This window comes from Phycisphaerales bacterium (genome assembly GCA_016699835.1).
In the GTDB taxonomy this organism is placed as follows: domain Bacteria; phylum Planctomycetota; class Phycisphaerae; order Phycisphaerales; family UBA1924.
The window spans coordinates 93,425-109,140 of record CP064987.1; the positions used below are offsets into that span (position 1 = coordinate 93,425).

The window sequence follows — 15,716 nt, forward strand, 5'->3', positions numbered from 1 at the left end:
CCCAACCGTATCGCCCAAACAGCCGCCATGGCCTTGACTCACCTGAAACTCCTACCATCTGGTGTGGAATCGTCCGTCCAAACCCCGTCAAGCGACCTCCGCGAGAAAATCGAGCGGGTCATCCGCCTGATCCGCCCCGCCGTACAGGCCGATGGAGGCGACCTTGAACTCGTCGACATCACCCCCGACGGCGTCGTCGAGATCCGTCTCCACGGCGCCTGCGTCGGCTGCCCCTCGAGTGCCATCACGCTCCAGAGCGGGATCGAGCGAAACCTCAAAGCCCACGTGAGCCAGTCGCTCCGGGTCAAGGCGGTCGACTGAACCGAACCACAGCCAAACGATCCACCCCGTTCTCGGACGAATCGGCGAGACTTGCGCGACAAATTCGTGCGTAACCCGTTTCACGATTGGGCACTACGTGGTATAACCTAATGACGGTGGTGACTTGGGCTTGCTTGCCCCAAGGATGGGAGTGGTGCCATGCTTGTTATTACGCGTCGTGAGGGTGAGGAAGTCGTCATTGGAGACCCGCGAAACCCCATCGGGGTTGTTCGCGTCGCCTCGGTCAAAGGGGAGCGCGTACGCCTCGCCTTTGAGTTTCCACGCGACGTGGAGATCCATCGCCGCGAGATCGCCGAGCAGATCGTCGCCCAGGCCCCCGAAGTGATCGCCACGATCAAGCCCAGCGGCACAGGCGAGTAATCCCCAATCTCAACCCTTGGGGTTGAGAACGCGCGCGATCGAAAATCCGTCATACCCCTTGCTCCCCAGCGTCTGAATCCCCGCGGCCTGCACGCGAGTCTCGGTCTTCATCTTCTCGAGAAATCGACGCACGCCCCGCACACGCGGGTCGGTGCTTGTCGCGTCCACCACCTCGCCATCACGAACGATGTTGTCCACGATCACGAGCGCGCCCGGGCGCGTCAGCGGCACTACCAGATCGAAGTACGCCGCGATGTTCTCCTTGTCCGCATCGATAAACACTACGTCAAAGGGCGCGCCAGGATCATGACCCTTCGCGAGCACGCCCAACGATTCAATCGCGGGACCGACGACCACCTCAACGCGATCGGCGAGTTTCGCAAACTCGAGATTCTCGCGGGCGACCCTCGCGTGGTGCGGGTGGAGTTCGAGCGAAACCACCCGAGCCAAAGGCCCAGAGGCCAGCGCCCGAGCGAGAAAGATCGTGGAGTACCCGCCAAGTGTGCCGATCTCAAGAATGCGCTTCGCCCCAATCGCCGATGCCAGCAGCCCAAGAAATCGACCCTGCTGCAGCGAGACGCTGATCGCCGGCAGCCCCTCTCGCGCCGAGTGCTCAAGGCACCGATCCAACGCAGCGTCGCTCCCGCCAAGCGTGGAAGACAACAGGTCATCGACACGCGTGCCAAAGGCCTGCCAGGCGTCGAGTTCGGGTGGCATGGTCGGCAGAGACATCGGAACTCCTTTGTTGAATCCTGGGCAAGAAAACTCTACAACAGACTCATACGTCACGAGGCAGTCCATAGCAAGTAGCCCGACCGTCAGGGAGGGCCCAGGACAATCGCACAGATATCCGCAGTCTTCGTCTGCGGCGTGCAACCACGCACACCCTCGAGAAGGTGTTGTGGCATGGAGGGCTGAACCCAGGCGCGAATCAAGAACTCACGATTTCAAGCGAGCACTCGTGCGGAGTGCCGATCGACCGCCCGCCGCATCATCTGCCCGATGAACCACAGGGCAGGCCGCGCGATCCTCGACTTCGGATACATCTCAAACGACCGCACAACAACGGGCATCCCCGTTTCGCTCGAGGAGGCGCCCGAGTCATGCTCAATCGTCCACCGCTCGAAGAAATGGGTCGAGAGGTTCGAGAGCGGCGTCACAAAGCCATCCATGCGGATCTCGAGGATCGTCTCCGGGTCCCACCTGGTGATGGACTCGGTGTAGGTATCGCCACGCGTATCGGTGACGGCAAAGACCGTGCCGACGAACTCAACGCTGCGTGTGACAAAGCGTGCCGAGCGGATACCAGGGAGCGGCCCCCACCCCGTGAATGACGACCAGTTCTCAAGGTCGAGAATGGCGTCGGCGATCTCCTGGAGTGTCGTGCGCGAACGCCGACGACAGGCGAAGCAGACAGGAGCGAGTGCTCTCACGGTGCTCTGGGTCGCGTCGCTACAGGCCATTCAATCCTCCAACGTGAAACTTCAGGCCTTCTTCGCAATCATCTGCACCACCGACGATTCTCCAGAATGGTGCGCCCCCTCAATGACTTCGCGAACAAGCAACGCCTCATGAATGATCGTGATCGAGGGATCGCCCACGCGTAGATCGGCGAGAATCGACTCCAGCGGCGCGAGCATGTCGGGATCCTTGGGTCCACCGGTGTCACGCTCGATCTGGTCCGGGGCATACGACTCCAGGATGAAGACCCCGCCGGGCCTGAGCCACGTCGGAAGACGCCGAAGCACGCGCGAACGCAGTGGCGATGGAAGGTGCACGAAGATTGACGAGATCACATCAAAGGTCGCCAGCGGTGGATCGAACACGTTCAGGTCGGCGACCGTGGTGTGGAGCGTCAGTTTCCGATCGCGGGCGCGGCGTTGGGCCTTGGCCAAGCCAACCTCGCTCTGATCGACCGCGGTCGTGTCAAGCCCAAGCGACGCGAGAAAGAGCGCGTTCCGCCCCTCGCCCGCGCCAAGGTCGAGAGCCAGACCGGCCTTGGGCATGTGCCCGGCACTCGCCGCAAGAAACGTGTTCGGCGCATCCCCATACACCAAATCCTCGCCGGCATATCGCTCATTCCAGAACTCTGTGGACATGCCCGACCGTAGGACTCAACTGATACCACGGTCAGGTGTCGGCCGCCAATAGGGCGGTCTCGACATGGTGTTCCTGGGGCGATTTGACTTCATTACCCCACTGGCACATACTTGCATCATGGCGTCAATAATCCAACGTACTTCACGCACGCCCAAGGCCGCGAATCGCCAGCGGGCACGCCTGGACCGAGTCCTCGATCCCGCCATGATGCGGGCCCTCGCCGAGCCAACACGGGCCCGGTTGCTCTCATGCCTCCTCAAATGTGCCCGCGCCTGCTCAGTCACAGAAGTCGCCGAGTGCTGCTCCATCGATTTCTCGATGGTCGCTCGCCACCTCTCCACCCTCGCCAGCGCGGGGATGCTCCACGCCGAAAAGCAGGGACGCACCGTCTGGTACACCGCCGATGCAGAGGCCCTCGCCACACGCTTCCGCGCCATCGCCGAGGCGATCGAAGAGTTGAAGCCTGCCGACGCGTGCGCCGACGGAACCTGCTGCGTGAAAGCCTGCGGCCACTGTGGGGAGATCTCATGACTTCGCAGCCACACACGCGTCCGCGCGTGATGTTCCTCTGCACGGGAAACTCCTGCCGCAGCCAGATGGCCGAGGGCTGGGCTCGTCACCTGCTCGGCGATCGGATCGACGCCTGCAGCGCCGGCACGTCTCCCCATGGTGTGAACCCACTCGCCGTGCGAGCCATGCAGGAGCGCGACGTGGACATCTCGGGGCACACAAGCAAGACCGTCGAGGCATGCGATCCGGTAACACTCGACCTCGTCGTCACGGTCTGCGGCCACGCCGACGAAAACTGCCCCGCGTTCCTTCGACACTCTCTACGAACACGAGTGGTCCACCACGGCTTCGACGATCCCCCGCGCCTCGCCGCAGCCGCATCGACCGATGAGGAAGCAATGCCCCACTACCGGCGCGTGCGAGACGAGATCCGAGAGTTTGTGGAACACACGCTGCCGGGGCTCATGAACGATCTCAAGAGCAAGGCCGTGTATTCAGAACCACGTTTAAGCTGAAGGAGCATCACGATGTCAGAATCGAAGAATGGTTGCGGCTGTGGACCCGACTGCTGCGGCGGCAATGGCTCCGCGACCTCCACGAGGGCCACAGCGGATCGCACCCGTGACGCCGTACGCGAGGGCTACGCCGAGATCGCCCGCAGCGGCCAATGGTCGGGCGTGAGGCCGGCCTCGGCCCACATGAAATCCAACTCAGACTCATGCTGCAGCGACTCACCCGGCGGCGGCGGGTGCTGCGGCCCAACAACGCTGACGCCCGATCAGGTCGCCATCGCCGTGGGATACTCCGAATCAGAGTTGAGCGCACTCCCCGACGGCGCGAACATGGGCCTCTCCTGTGGCAATCCCACAGCCCTCGCCTCCTTGAAAACCGGCGAGACCGTGCTCGACCTCGGCTCTGGAGGCGGGTTCGACTGCTTCATCGCGGGCCCCCGCGTCGGCAGAAACGGACGAGTGATCGGCGTGGACATGACCGCCGACATGGTCGCCAAGGCGCGGCGCAACCTCTCGAACTACCGCGAGCGGAGCGGCCTCGACAACGTCGAGTTCCGTCTCGGCGAGATCGAGCACCTCCCCGTCGCCGACGCGACCGTCGATGTCGCCATCTCCAACTGCGTCATCAATCTCTCACCCGACAAACGCCAGGTCTGGCGAGAGATCGCCCGAGTGCTCAAACCCGGCGGCCGAGCGGCTGTCTCCGATCTCGCGCTCGCCAAGCCCCTGCCGCAAAGCGTCCGCGACGACCTCGAAGCACTCGTCGGGTGCGTGGCGGGCGCCGAACTTGTCTCCGAAGTCCAAGCCGCGATCGAGTCGGCGGGATTTTCAGAGATCCAACTCACCGCCAAGCCGCAGTACATCGAGGCCATGACCCAGTGGCAGGACCCGCTCTACCAGAAGATCGCGAGCGCGTTGCCCGCCGGAACCGCAATCAGCGACTACGTCGTGAGCCTCGACATCACCGCACGAAAGCCCAGTTGAACCCTCATGCGCGCACACAGGCTACGGGCGCACGTGGCACGCCCATGGCCTGTATGTTCAGGAACTCTCGCTCAGCCGCTCAGCGCGACGAGGTACGGCTAAACCCCTTGCCCGCCCGACGAGCAGACGAGTGAGGCTTGGCCTTGGGGTGATGCCCGTGCCCCTGCCCAGACTTCGTCCCCTGTTTCATCCCTGGCTTCCCTCCCGCCTTGCCCGCGTCACGACGGTCCTGTCCGTGAGTCGGCTGCGGCGTCGGCTTGCCCGAGTGCTTCGGCGCGGCATGCAGATGAGTGTTGCCACCAGGAGGCCGACCACTCTTCATCGCCCCTGACGACCCCTGGACCGAAGGCGAGTGGTCCGATCGCGGCTTCTCGGTGTGAGCGTGCCCACCATGCGGCTTCCCCGACGGCTTCTTCGTGGCCGGAGGCGTGGACCGATGACGAGGCGACGCCCCAGGTCGATCGGAACGGGCCTCATGAACATGCTCACCACGCTCAAGAGGCGTGTGCTGCGGCACAAAGTCACTCGGCAACTTCGAGGCCGGGATCGGCTTCCCGCCCAGCCGCTCGATCGCTCGGAGCAGCCCCCGCTCATCGCCGCTGCAGAACGAGATCGCGTGCCCCGTGGCGCCCGCGCGACCCGTGCGGCCGATGCGATGCACATACGCCTCGGGCTCCATCGGAAGGTTGTAGTTGAAGACGTGCGAGATCCCATCAACGTCAAGCCCGCGAGCAGCAACGTCCGTCGCCACGAGCACCCGGGCACGCCCGCCACGGAACGCGTCGAGCGCCCGCTGACGCTGGCTCTGCGACTTGTTCCCGTGGATGGAATCCGCCGCCGTTCCCTCGCGAGAAAGCCGCTTGGCGAGTTTGTCCGCCCCATGTTTCGTCTTCGTAAAGACAACCGCCCGCGAGATCTTCGCATCAAGAAGCAGATGCGCCAGAAGCGACGGCTTCTGCTCCCCAGGGACGTGGTACAGCGTCTGTTCAATGAGCGGAGCCGCCGAAGCCACCGGCGTCACCGACACAGTCACTGGATCCTTCAGCATCGCCCTCGCCAGGTCACGGATATTCGCCGGCATGGTCGCGCTGAACAGCAGCGTCTGACGCTCCTTCGGGAGTTGCCGCCCGATCCGACGGATCGGCTCGATGAACCCCATGTCCAGCATGCGATCCGCCTCGTCAAGCACAAAGAACCGAATGCCGCTCAGATCGACATACCCCTGCTCCATGAGATCAAGCAGTCGCCCCGGCGTCGCGACGATGACATCCACGCCAGCCTGGAGAGCACGGGTCTGACGGCTCTGCGAAACTCCGCCGTAGATCACCACCTGACGAAGGCCCGAGTGACGCCCGTAGGTGCGGATGCTCTCCTCGATCTGCACCGCGAGTTCACGCGTCGGCGCGAGAATGAGCGCACGAGCACGCCGCGAGTCACCCTTGGACGAACCCTTCGCCCGTTCGTTCGAATCGCTCTTCGCCGCACCCTCGACCTCCCCACGACGGGTCGCCGAGAGTCGATCGATCAGAGGCAGCGAGAACGCCGCCGTCTTCCCCGTCCCCGTCTGCGCGCACCCAAGCACGTCGCGCCCCTCGAGCAGCGGCGGAATGGCCTTCGCCTGGATCGGTGTCGGCGTGTGATATCCCTCCGCGTCGAGGGTCTTGAGAATCTGGGACGAGAGTTTCAGGTCTGCAAACGTGGTCAAAGAACGATCTCCATCACCACGCGGCAAAAAAGCCGCGGGGCATGACTTGGGCAAATCCGGAACCAGTTGGAAATGGTGCAGGAGTGGCCGGCTGGGCGAACACCCGCCGAGTACGCCGGCGAGCGTGCCAGCGGATTCTCGCGAGTGTGGACGCCCGAAGAACTTCGGAACACCCACGCGAGGCCACCGGCGATACACGAGTATAGGCGATGCAGGCGACCAAAACCGAAATCAACCGAATCGCCTCAGCGAACCAACTCTCAAGTCCGGGAACTCGAAATCGCGAGCCGGGCGACTCGCACTAGAAATCACGCCGGACAAACAACCCAGCCGCGATCCCCACGACCACCGCCTCGAACGCGACCGACGTCCCCAGCACCCACCACAACGGCCTCGCCCGGAACCGCTCCTCGAGTCGCTTCTGCAACGCGCGCTGGTCACGCTCAGACATCCTCGCCCCCAGAGGCCCAAGGTCGCGGTCCGCGAGATTCGACTCCTCATTCGACTCGGGCAGGTTCGCCGACGAGCGAACCACGCGAGAGATCACATCCACCGTCTCCGTCGTCTTCGGCAGCACCGTCTTCCCCATCCGCATCCCGGTCGCCCACAGTCCCCATGTCTCCGCCGACGATCTGGCCTTCTCCAGATCCTCCTCGGTGCGCGCACGCCTCGTCGAGTCCGCGGGCAGGTCCCTCAACTTGCTCTCGATCGCCTCCACACGCATCAACTGAAACTCATGCTGATGCACCACGATCCCATCCGCCGAGTTCGCGAGGAACAACACGAACCACACGATCCCCGTGATCAAAAGCGATGCGATCGTGGACCGTGTCAACACCCCCACAAGCACCATCACGCCAAACAAGTACGAGAACACCAGCGTCACCAGCGGCACCGCCACAAACAAACCAAACTCCCACACCCCGCCCCGAATCCCGATCACCAGAAACGACGCCAGCGTGAACGCCAGAACCTGAAGCCCGACGAACATCAGCCCCGTCAGATACTTCGTGAGAAACAGCCGCATCCGCCCGATCGGCTTCGAGAGCAACACGTCGATTGCCCCGTTCGCCAGAAACTCCGGGAACATCCCCGCCGTCGAGACCAGCGCCAGGATCACCGACGCCCAACTCAGCCACACCCCGATCCCCAGGTTCACAAACACCTGCTTGTACATATCTCCAGGCGTGAGCACCGACGAGTTCAGCATCCCAAACCCGAGATGCCATGGCCCGATCGAGATGCCCTCCTCGTCAATGCCGAGAAGGCCCATGATCACCACGACAAGTCCCGAAATCCCCAGCGAGATCCAGAACAACTTCTTGCTGTTCAACTCGCGATACGCATCCGCAAACATCGCCCACGTCTGGATCCCCGCTCGCTTCATACCCGTGCTCACTGGCGCCCCTCCTTCCCATCCATCTTCGCCCCAGGCCCAAGCGCCCTCCCCGTCGTCGGGTCCGACACCGCCTCGATGAACAAATCCTCCAGCGTCGGCCGCACCTCGCGCACCGTCCGGATCGACACTCCCTCGCGCCGAACTCCATCGATCACCCTCTGCACCACCGCGAGATCCGTCGTCTCCAGCCGCGCCCGCGCCACGCCGTTCGAAGCGCCGATCTCCCACGTCACGCCCGCGGCCTTCGCGCTCGCCTCCAGCGTCTCCCGCGCCGCTCCTCCAACCGCCTCCACCTCAAACCCGCGCTTCCCCGACGTCAACTCGTCCAGCGTCCCATGGCTCACGACCCGCCCCTGCACAAGAATGCTCACGCGATCGCACACCATCTCCAGTTCACTCAAAAGGTGCGAGTTCAGGATCACCGTCCGTCCCTCGTCTCGCAACTTCTGCAGCAGCACACGAATATCCCGACGCCCCACCGGATCCACCCCATCCGTCGGCTCATCCAGCACCACCAGCAGCGGATCGTTCATCAGCGCCTGCGCAATCCCCACCCGCTGACGCATCCCCTTGGAATATGACTTCAGCGGCTTCCTGCCCCACTCGCCCATCCCCACTACATCCAGTAACTCCTTCGCCCGCGACCGCCGCGCTCGCAAGTCAACACCCGCCATCGCCGCCGAATATCGCAGCATCTGCTCGCCCGTGAGATAATCCGGAAAGCGATGGTGCTCGGGCAGATACCCCATCTTGGAGATCGCCTCGCGATCCCCGATCCGCTTCCCCAGCACCGTACCCGTCGCCCGCGTCGCGCGGATCACCGTCATCATGATCTTGACGAGCGTGCTCTTCCCCGCACCGTTCGGCCCGAGCAACCCGAAGACCTCGCCCCGCCGAACGCGAAAGTCGCACCCGCGCAGCGCGTGCACACGCCCACGCCTCCCCCACCCGCCCCGATACACCTTCTCCACACCCGTCAGGTCAACAAGCCATTCCCCGGCATTCGCGTGCTCCATGCCACCATTGTTGGACCCCAAGGCGGCCCGCCATGGTGGCCCTCCAAGGTGGCCCGCCTCTCCAGAGGCGGGCTTCGGAACCTACCAACCTCACGAGCGATCTACCCTACTTCCCTACCCCAACCCGATCCACTCCCACCACCGCCTCGAGTATCTCTCGCCCATTCGTGCACCGCGGGCACTTGTGCTGCCCCCCCAACTTCCCCCTCGATTTCATCCACTCATGGAACGCACCAACTCTCAGTGGAGTGATCGTCGGCTCGCCCATCCCCAACCCATCCGTCCGCTTCGTCGTGTAATCCACATTCTGCGCCTTGAGCGACTCATCGAACGCGCGCCCGAATGCCGCCATCGCCCCGTCGCTCGCCCCGCCCTCCACCTCGACCGCGAGTTCCAGCCCCGCCCGCCGCTTGATGCCGTTCTCCTCCCCCGGATACACCGGCGCCGCCGTGAACTCGCCCACCACAACCCCCGCCGCCCGAGCCGCCGCCGCCACCGCCGTCTCAATGTGCTCGACGATCAGGTTCTCGCCAAACGCATTGATGAAGTGCTTGTGCCGCCCCACGATCCGCAGCCGCGCCGCCCCACGCCCCTCGCCGCGCACCCCATCACCCTCAAGCCCGCCAGGCACCGTGTCAAACTCCACCACGTCACCCAGCACATACCGCCACAACCCCGCGCACGTTGTCATCACCACCACATACCGCACCCCCCGCTCCACCTCGTCCGCCGCGAACGCCCGTGGGTTCGCCGACCCGATCTCCTCCAGCGGCACAAACTCAAAGAAGTTCCCAAGGTCCACCAGCAATCTCAGCCCCGGATCCCCACGCCGATCCTGGATCGCCAAAAACCCCTCGCTCGCCGGATACAACTCCAGCCGCGTCGGCACATCCGCCCCCTCCGCCGTCCCGCTCCACGCCTTCCGCACCCGCGGATCAAACGGAGCATACTTGACGCCTCCGTGCACAAACGCCAGGAAGTTCGGCCAGATATCCCGCAACGTCTCCGCTATTCGCCCCTTCTCCCGCGCTAACTCCATCATCCGCTCGAAGAGCACCAACGCCCAACTGCACATCCCACAGACCATCCGCACGTCCTGATCGACGCACGCCCGAGCCATCGCCTCGATCTTGCTCGGCCAATGGCTCATCAGCGCCACCTCAGGACCGGGCAGATACACCTCGCTCACCGGCCAGCGAATGAGCGGCGTCACAATCCCCGATAAGTCCCCCGTCCGCACCCCCTTCTCGCTCGTCGACAAATCCGTCGACCCGCCAAGAAAGAGTGCCTTCCCCGACGTCAATCGCGTCAGCGGCACGCCGAACCGCGCCAGGTGCGCGAAGATGTCCAACGACGCCCGGAAGTTCGACCGCAGCATCTCCTTCGACACCGGAATGAACTTGTCCCCCGCCGTCGTCCCGCTCGTCTGCGCAAAGTCCCGCACAAGCCCGGGCCACAGCACATCGGGCTCCGCCCCCTCGCGCATACGCGCGATCATGTCCTTGTACACATACCAGTCCGCGATCGGCACACACTCGCGATACGCCGAAAGAATCCGCGCGTTCGACAACGCCGCGATCTTCGCGAACTCGTGCGTCCTCCCGAACTCCGTGTCCTTCGCCGCGAGCAGCAGGTTCCGCAACTGCGCCCGCTGGATCCCCGCGCTGTTCCGCAGCCAATGCCGCTCATCACCAAGCAGCCCGATCCGGGGCGTCAGATACCCCCGCATCCCCGCCCCCAGCATCGTCCCAAACGCCGTTCGAGGTGCCCCAGCCACGAATCCCCCATCATCAAGATGCAAGGCACACTCTTGGTGGCACCGCTCTCCAGAGCGGTGATCATGTTCAACAGCACCGCTCTCCAGAGCGGTGTCTTCCCACCCTACTTCCGATCCAACTCCTCCAAAAACTCCACCATCGACTCCGCAAACCGCTCCGGAGCCTCGATCATCGGTGCATGCCCGCACTGCTCAAACCAAACCAACCGGCTCCCACGAATCTGAGAGTGGAACCCATGCGCGGCCTCGGGCGGCGTCACGATGTCCTGCCGCCCCCAGATCAAAAGCGTCGGCGCCGAGATCCGTCCGATCTTGTCCCCAAGATGGTTCCGCCGCGCCGACCGCGACAACTTCACCATCGCCCGCGCCCCCGACCGGTTCGACAACTCCTGGTGCGCCCGGTCCACGTCCGCCGCGTTCATCTTGCTCTGGTCGAAGAACAACTCCCCGATCTTCCGAGTCAGCCACTCCCGGCTCGGCCTGATCTGGATGTCGCTCACCATGCTCTTCTCGATCAGCCCGCTCGACCCCGCCAGCACAAGCCCCCGCACAAGATCAGGCCGCTCCACCGCGATCCGCAGCGCCACGTGCCCGCCGAACGAGTTCCCCACAAGCACAGGCAGCCGCGAATCGCCGGTCGACCCCTCGCGATGGTGCCGCTCCAAAAACCGGATCGTCAACTCCGTCGCGCCATCGATCGAGCAATCGTCCCCGCTCAAACTCAGCAGCGGCAACTCCAGCAGGCAGCACCGCGCCTTGTGCCGGATCCCCCGAACCACCTCTTCCCAGTGATCGTTCAGCCCCACCAACCCATGCAGAAAAACCACAGGCGAGCCCTCGCCCTGCGCGCTCACCCGCGCACGGACAGGCTTCCCCGCCAGGCCGACGAGCACGACCGACGAGTCTTCCTCAGAACGATGTGGCTTGGAGGCCGCGACCGACATGCTCGCCCATGATAGGCCTTGGCCTACCCCCACCTTGGTATCCACTAATCGCGCAACCGACAGCCCCGCCGCCCCGCGAGTCCTCTCCCCCACTCCAATCTCAGAATGAGAACGGGTTGTCGTTCCCACGCCGACGGGCCGTCGCCACCGGCGGCTCCTTCGCCGCCAGCCGACACTCCCGCTCCAACGACTGGTGCAGTTTCTCATGCGCTGGATGTGCATCGAGATAGTGCAGCAGATCGTCCACCCGCCACGCCGCCGGACTCTCCCCGCCAAGGTCCTTCTCAACCTTTGCGATCGCCGCATCCCCAATCGCTTCCGCCGCCTCTTCCATCCACTCCACAGGCGGCGCCACCGAAGGATCACCCCAAGGCTTCACATACGCCCGGATCGACACCACCTCCGTCGGCCCCGTCGCCACCCCCACGATCGGAACCGTTCCCTTCTTCGTCGTCGGCTCACGCGCCAAGACCAGCGTCGCCACCCGCTTCCGCTCCGTCAACTCCCGAAACACCCGCGCATCCATCCCGATCAACGGCGGCTGCAACAGGTACATTCCCGCCTCGACCGTCGCGTCCCGCGCCGGCAGCGTCTTCCACAAATACACCCGCCGCGTGTCAACCGCCATCATCCGCCGCTGCCGACGAGCCTCCTGCAGAGGCAGACAGATCCGAGCCATCCGCTCATAGTCCCGAAGCGCCCACGCCCGGTCCATCGCCTTCATGCACACACGCTCGGCCTCAAAATACGAAGCCTCCGCCAGCGCCTTGCTCGCCTGCTCCATCAACTCATCAACAGCCTTGGACTGGCGAACTGTGGCGTTCATCGCGCGCCACCTCCACCACCTTTGGGCGCGATCACGTCCGCCAACTCTCGCAGCATCTCCCGCCATCCCACAGCCCGCGCATTCAAATCATGCGCCAGCGTGTCCGACAACGCCGCCCAGTCCTCGCTCTCCAAACCAGTTTTCAACTCAATGAGAGACGCAGCCAACTCGTCAGCATGCCGAGACACCGGCATCGAGTCCCCGAGCGTCACGCGATTCAAATCAACCCCAAGAATCGCCGCAGATCGCTCCACCGCATCACGAACCTGCTGCCAAACCCCGAGCGCCTCACCCAACGGCGCAAGGCACGCCGAAGCCTCACCCTCGCGAATCAATCTCGCGGCCTGAGACTGCACCACCCCAACCTTCTCCACCGCATCCGCCGCATCCAACAGCGTCACCCGAACCAACTCCGCGGGACGCGCCGATAACAGCCGAATCTCCCGGACTCCTGCCTCCGTCTGAGGCGGCGACGTCAACATCTCGTCCCCCATCGGGGACCCGTCCGCCAACGCCTCGATCACGATCCGCCCCTGGCTCTCCGCCGCGGCCACCCCAGCCGCCAACGCCGCGGCCACGGACGCCAACGCGCCCCCAGCCTCAGACCGGACCTCATGTCCATCCAGGAATAGCCTCATACTGGGAATCTGCTCCGTGTTCCCCAAAATGCAAGTCAAAATAGGCAAATCACTTCGACAAAGTGAATAAATTTTCTGTCACAATCATTCCGTTCTGGAACCGTTCGCCATCGCCCGCTTCCGCTTCGCCAAAAGGCGCAGGTTCCGCGCATAAATCACCACACCCGACGATTGCCCCAACACCCCCACAACATCCTGACGCCACACAAAGTACACAAACAGCATCACCCCGCCCCCCAAACTCAACCACCAGAAGATCGACGGCACCACGCTCTCCTTGCGCGACTCGCTCACGATCCACTGGATCATCATCCGCCCAAAGAACGCCGTCTGACCCACCAGCCCAACCAGCACCCACACAAAACTCCCCCACGACGTGATGTTGAACATCCGCAGCACCGGGTGGCTCTGCCCGTCCGACACATCCTTCGCGACCTCTTCCCCAAACCGTGCCCGGAACTCATCCAGCGTCATCGACTCCGACCTGAATCCATTGCGAAGCAAGACCCGCACACGCACGTCCCCCGACTCCTTCACAACCTCCACAACCCCGCGCTCGCTCCCCACACGCAGAGGCACAACCTCCGCCCCCGCCGCCGGCTTCACCCCCATGTCCTGCGCGCCCCACACCAACCACAGCCCAAGCCCGATCAACAGCACCATCAACGCCACTGGCTCCCACTTCATCGAACGCCCCCACTCGCCGCCCCCGCCGCATGGCCCTTCGCCTCGATCGACCGCGACTCCTCCGCCGCAGCCGACGAATCCCCGCCCCCAACCTCCACCGCGCTCACAGGCCGCCGACGCGACCGCATATACCGCACCGCAAACAGATCGATCAACCCCGGCAGCGCCCGCTGCACGATCCCCATCCCATACTTCGTCTCCCCGGCCATCCGTGCCCGGTGCGTCACGCGCGTCTCCACCACCGTGTATCCAAGGTGACGAGCCGTCACCGGAATGAACCGGTGCATCCCCTTGAACTCCAGCGGCAGTTTCAACGCCACCTCCCGCCGCATCACCCGCAGCGAGCACCCCGTATCACGAATCGTGTCCCCCAGGAGCCACCTCCGGAACGACCGACCCACGATCGAACCGACCCGCCGCACCACGTTGTCCTTCCTCGCGTGCGAACGGTCCCCCTGCACAACGTCGGCCTTCGTCTCATCCATCAACCGCAAGAGCCGCGGGATATCCGCCGGGTCATTCTGCAGATCGGCATCAAGCACCGCGATCCGCTCCCCCCGGCACGCCCGAAACGCCGCATGAAACGCCGCCGACTGCCCCCCGCCGCCGCCACCCGCCACGCCCCGAGCCGTCGGCGTCTCGCGCATCACCACGCACCGCAGCCACGACCGATCCCGCATCATCTCGCGGATCACCGCCTGAGTGTCGTCCGTCGACCCGTCGTCCACGATCACAAACTCAAAGTCCACAACACCCGCGAGCGCCCGCTCGACCTCATCCACCAACGCCCTGATGTTGTCACGCTCGTTGTGCGCCGGCGCCACCACCGACAAAACGGGCGCACCTCGCGATCCAGTGTGGGTTTCGGAATCAACAATGTCGCCACGTGCGATGCGCGTCATCAGGGGCTAAGCGTAGCCCCAATCCCTCACGCCGCCGCCGCGAGTTCGGCCGGAGCCTCTCCCTCGGAGACCGTCGCGAAGTCCTCAAGCACCGCTAGCGCCGCCCAGAAGTTCTCCGCGCCGGTCTCGACGGTCAGAAACGGCTTCTTGTCACCGACCTTCTGCATGAAGAACAAGCCCTGATCGATGCCAACGCCACCAATCTCTTCAAACCGGATCAGCATCCCCCGGTACGTGCCGGAGCGCGCCGTCACACCATCGGACGAAATCGCACAGAACTTCGCCCAGTCCACAGCCCCGTGCTGCTCGATGTGGGAGTGCCACCGCTCCGCTATATGTCCTGCGATCGTCGAACGCAGCCGATCCATCTTCTCGTCCGGCGTGAACTTGCTCGACAACATGCTGAAAGAGAGCCCGATCGGCTTCTCTTTGTATCGCCCGGAAAACTTGATCGTCTTTCGGTCTGTGCCCGTCAGGCTCATCGTCAGGCTCGTCCCGAAGTAGATCCCGTTCAAGTACTGCCGAACGGTCCGAAACGTGAATCCCTCCAAACTCGAGTACGGGATGAGTTGATCTCCCTTCCGCCTCCGCACGACGGCACCCCGTTCACGCAATTCCAACGGCGTGCGACTCCGCAGGATCAGCATCACACCGAGTCCAATAGACCACGCCACCGCGCAACCGATCCACAGCACGGGGCTGGTATACCAGGCGGATGTCTTGGGAGGATTGAACACCGGCACGAGGAACAACGACCCGAGCACCACATTGACGATGCCCGCAAGTGCGACAAGGCCATTCACGATCGCGTGCTTGGAGACAACCTCGCCGAACTCATGCGACCCGGTCTGCGTCGTGTTCATGTCAAACCTTTCTTCGTGCCAGCACTAGATGAGAGTGCACAATCACTCCCCTGCCATTCGTCGGCAATCCTCCAAACAAGGCGCACCCGCCACGCACGCGAAGATCCGTCTGTAACGATCAGTCCAGACCGTCGCTGACGCCAAGACCACA

The 15,716-nt window shown here is 63.9% G+C and carries 18 protein-coding genes; 5 read left to right on the forward strand and 13 right to left on the reverse strand.

Annotated elements, in window-relative coordinates:
• The first annotated feature begins 27 nt into the window (after window positions 1–27).
• Together IPK69_00335 and IPK69_00340 are read left to right on the forward strand one after the other, a co-directional pair.
• Window positions 28–321 (forward strand): NifU family protein, encoded by a 294-nt coding sequence (locus IPK69_00335; protein QQS10374.1) that lies wholly within the window; start codon window positions 28–30, stop codon window positions 319–321.
• 159 nt (window positions 322–480) lie between these two features.
• Window positions 481–702 (forward strand): carbon storage regulator, encoded by a 222-nt coding sequence (locus tag IPK69_00340; GenBank protein ID QQS09117.1) that lies wholly within the window; start codon window positions 481–483, stop codon window positions 700–702.
• A 9-nt stretch (window positions 703–711) separates the two neighbouring features.
• On the opposite strand, the gene IPK69_00345 is transcribed toward IPK69_00340, so the two are convergent.
• The 3 genes from IPK69_00345 to IPK69_00355 form a co-directional block, all read right to left on the reverse strand.
• A complete protein-coding gene (locus IPK69_00345; protein QQS09118.1) occupies window positions 712–1,434 on the reverse strand; it encodes an O-methyltransferase in 723 nt (240 codons plus the stop codon).
• Window positions 1,435–1,649: 215 nt separating this feature from the next.
• Window positions 1,650–2,165: an SRPBCC family protein gene (locus IPK69_00350; protein QQS09119.1), complete on the reverse strand. Its 516-nt coding sequence runs from the start codon at window positions 2,163–2,165 to the stop codon at window positions 1,650–1,652.
• 21 nt (window positions 2,166–2,186) lie between these two features.
• Window positions 2,187–2,801, reverse strand: a complete 615-nt coding sequence (locus IPK69_00355) for a class I SAM-dependent methyltransferase (GenBank protein QQS09120.1) — start codon at window positions 2,799–2,801, stop codon at window positions 2,187–2,189.
• A gap of 118 nt (window positions 2,802–2,919) precedes the next feature.
• Between IPK69_00355 and IPK69_00360 the strand changes: the two genes are divergently transcribed.
• The 3 genes from IPK69_00360 to arsM are packed head-to-tail and all read left to right on the forward strand — an operon-like array spanning window position 2,920 to window position 4,808.
• Window positions 2,920–3,333: a helix-turn-helix transcriptional regulator gene (locus tag IPK69_00360; GenBank protein ID QQS09121.1), complete on the forward strand. Its 414-nt coding sequence runs from the start codon at window positions 2,920–2,922 to the stop codon at window positions 3,331–3,333.
• Window positions 3,330–3,827 carry an arsenate reductase ArsC gene (locus IPK69_00365; protein ID QQS09122.1) on the forward strand — a complete coding sequence of 166 codons (498 nt, stop codon included), beginning with the start codon at window positions 3,330–3,332 and terminating at the stop codon, window positions 3,825–3,827. The genes IPK69_00360 and IPK69_00365 overlap by 4 nt, the downstream gene beginning before the upstream one ends.
• 12 nt (window positions 3,828–3,839) lie before the next feature.
• Window positions 3,840–4,808 (forward strand): arsenite methyltransferase, encoded by a 969-nt coding sequence (arsM, locus tag IPK69_00370; GenBank protein ID QQS09123.1) that lies wholly within the window; start codon window positions 3,840–3,842, stop codon window positions 4,806–4,808.
• A 79-nt stretch (window positions 4,809–4,887) separates the two neighbouring features.
• On the opposite strand, the gene IPK69_00375 is transcribed toward arsM, so the two are convergent.
• The 10 genes from IPK69_00375 to IPK69_00420 form a co-directional block, all read right to left on the reverse strand.
• Window positions 4,888–6,513: a DEAD/DEAH box helicase gene (locus IPK69_00375; GenBank protein ID QQS09124.1), complete on the reverse strand. Its 1,626-nt coding sequence runs from the start codon at window positions 6,511–6,513 to the stop codon at window positions 4,888–4,890.
• A 301-nt stretch (window positions 6,514–6,814) separates the two neighbouring features.
• Window positions 6,815–7,912, reverse strand: coding sequence for an ABC transporter permease subunit (locus tag IPK69_00380; protein ID QQS09125.1), 1,098 nt, complete (start codon window positions 7,910–7,912; stop codon window positions 6,815–6,817).
• Window positions 7,909–8,928 (reverse strand): ABC transporter ATP-binding protein, encoded by a 1,020-nt coding sequence (locus IPK69_00385; protein ID QQS09126.1) that lies wholly within the window; start codon window positions 8,926–8,928, stop codon window positions 7,909–7,911. Before IPK69_00385 ends, IPK69_00380 begins: the two co-directional genes overlap by 4 nt.
• A 106-nt stretch (window positions 8,929–9,034) precedes the next feature.
• The gene (locus tag IPK69_00390; GenBank protein ID QQS09127.1) at window positions 9,035–10,705 is read right to left on the reverse strand and encodes a GH3 auxin-responsive promoter family protein; all 1,671 of its coding nucleotides are present in this window, start codon (window positions 10,703–10,705) and stop codon (window positions 9,035–9,037) included.
• A 104-nt stretch (window positions 10,706–10,809) separates the two neighbouring features.
• Entirely contained in the window at window positions 10,810–11,649 is an 840-nt protein-coding gene (locus tag IPK69_00395) for an alpha/beta hydrolase (protein ID QQS09128.1), read from the reverse strand.
• A gap of 100 nt (window positions 11,650–11,749) precedes the next feature.
• Complete coding sequence (locus IPK69_00400) at window positions 11,750–12,475, reverse strand: hypothetical protein (protein ID QQS09129.1); 726 nt, start codon at window positions 12,473–12,475, stop codon at window positions 11,750–11,752.
• Window positions 12,472–13,113, reverse strand: coding sequence for a hypothetical protein (locus IPK69_00405; GenBank protein QQS09130.1), 642 nt, complete (start codon window positions 13,111–13,113; stop codon window positions 12,472–12,474). Before IPK69_00405 ends, IPK69_00400 begins: the two co-directional genes overlap by 4 nt.
• Window positions 13,114–13,197: 84 nt before the next feature.
• Window positions 13,198–13,503 (reverse strand): lipid-A-disaccharide synthase N-terminal domain-containing protein, encoded by a 306-nt coding sequence (locus tag IPK69_00410; protein ID QQS10375.1) that lies wholly within the window; start codon window positions 13,501–13,503, stop codon window positions 13,198–13,200.
• Between the two features lie 293 nt (window positions 13,504–13,796).
• The gene (locus tag IPK69_00415) at window positions 13,797–14,702 is read right to left on the reverse strand and encodes a glycosyltransferase family 2 protein (protein ID QQS09131.1); all 906 of its coding nucleotides are present in this window, start codon (window positions 14,700–14,702) and stop codon (window positions 13,797–13,799) included.
• Between the two features lie 26 nt (window positions 14,703–14,728).
• Window positions 14,729–15,565, reverse strand: a complete 837-nt coding sequence (locus IPK69_00420; protein QQS09132.1) for a hypothetical protein — start codon at window positions 15,563–15,565, stop codon at window positions 14,729–14,731.
• Window positions 15,566–15,716: the final 151 nt, after the last annotated feature.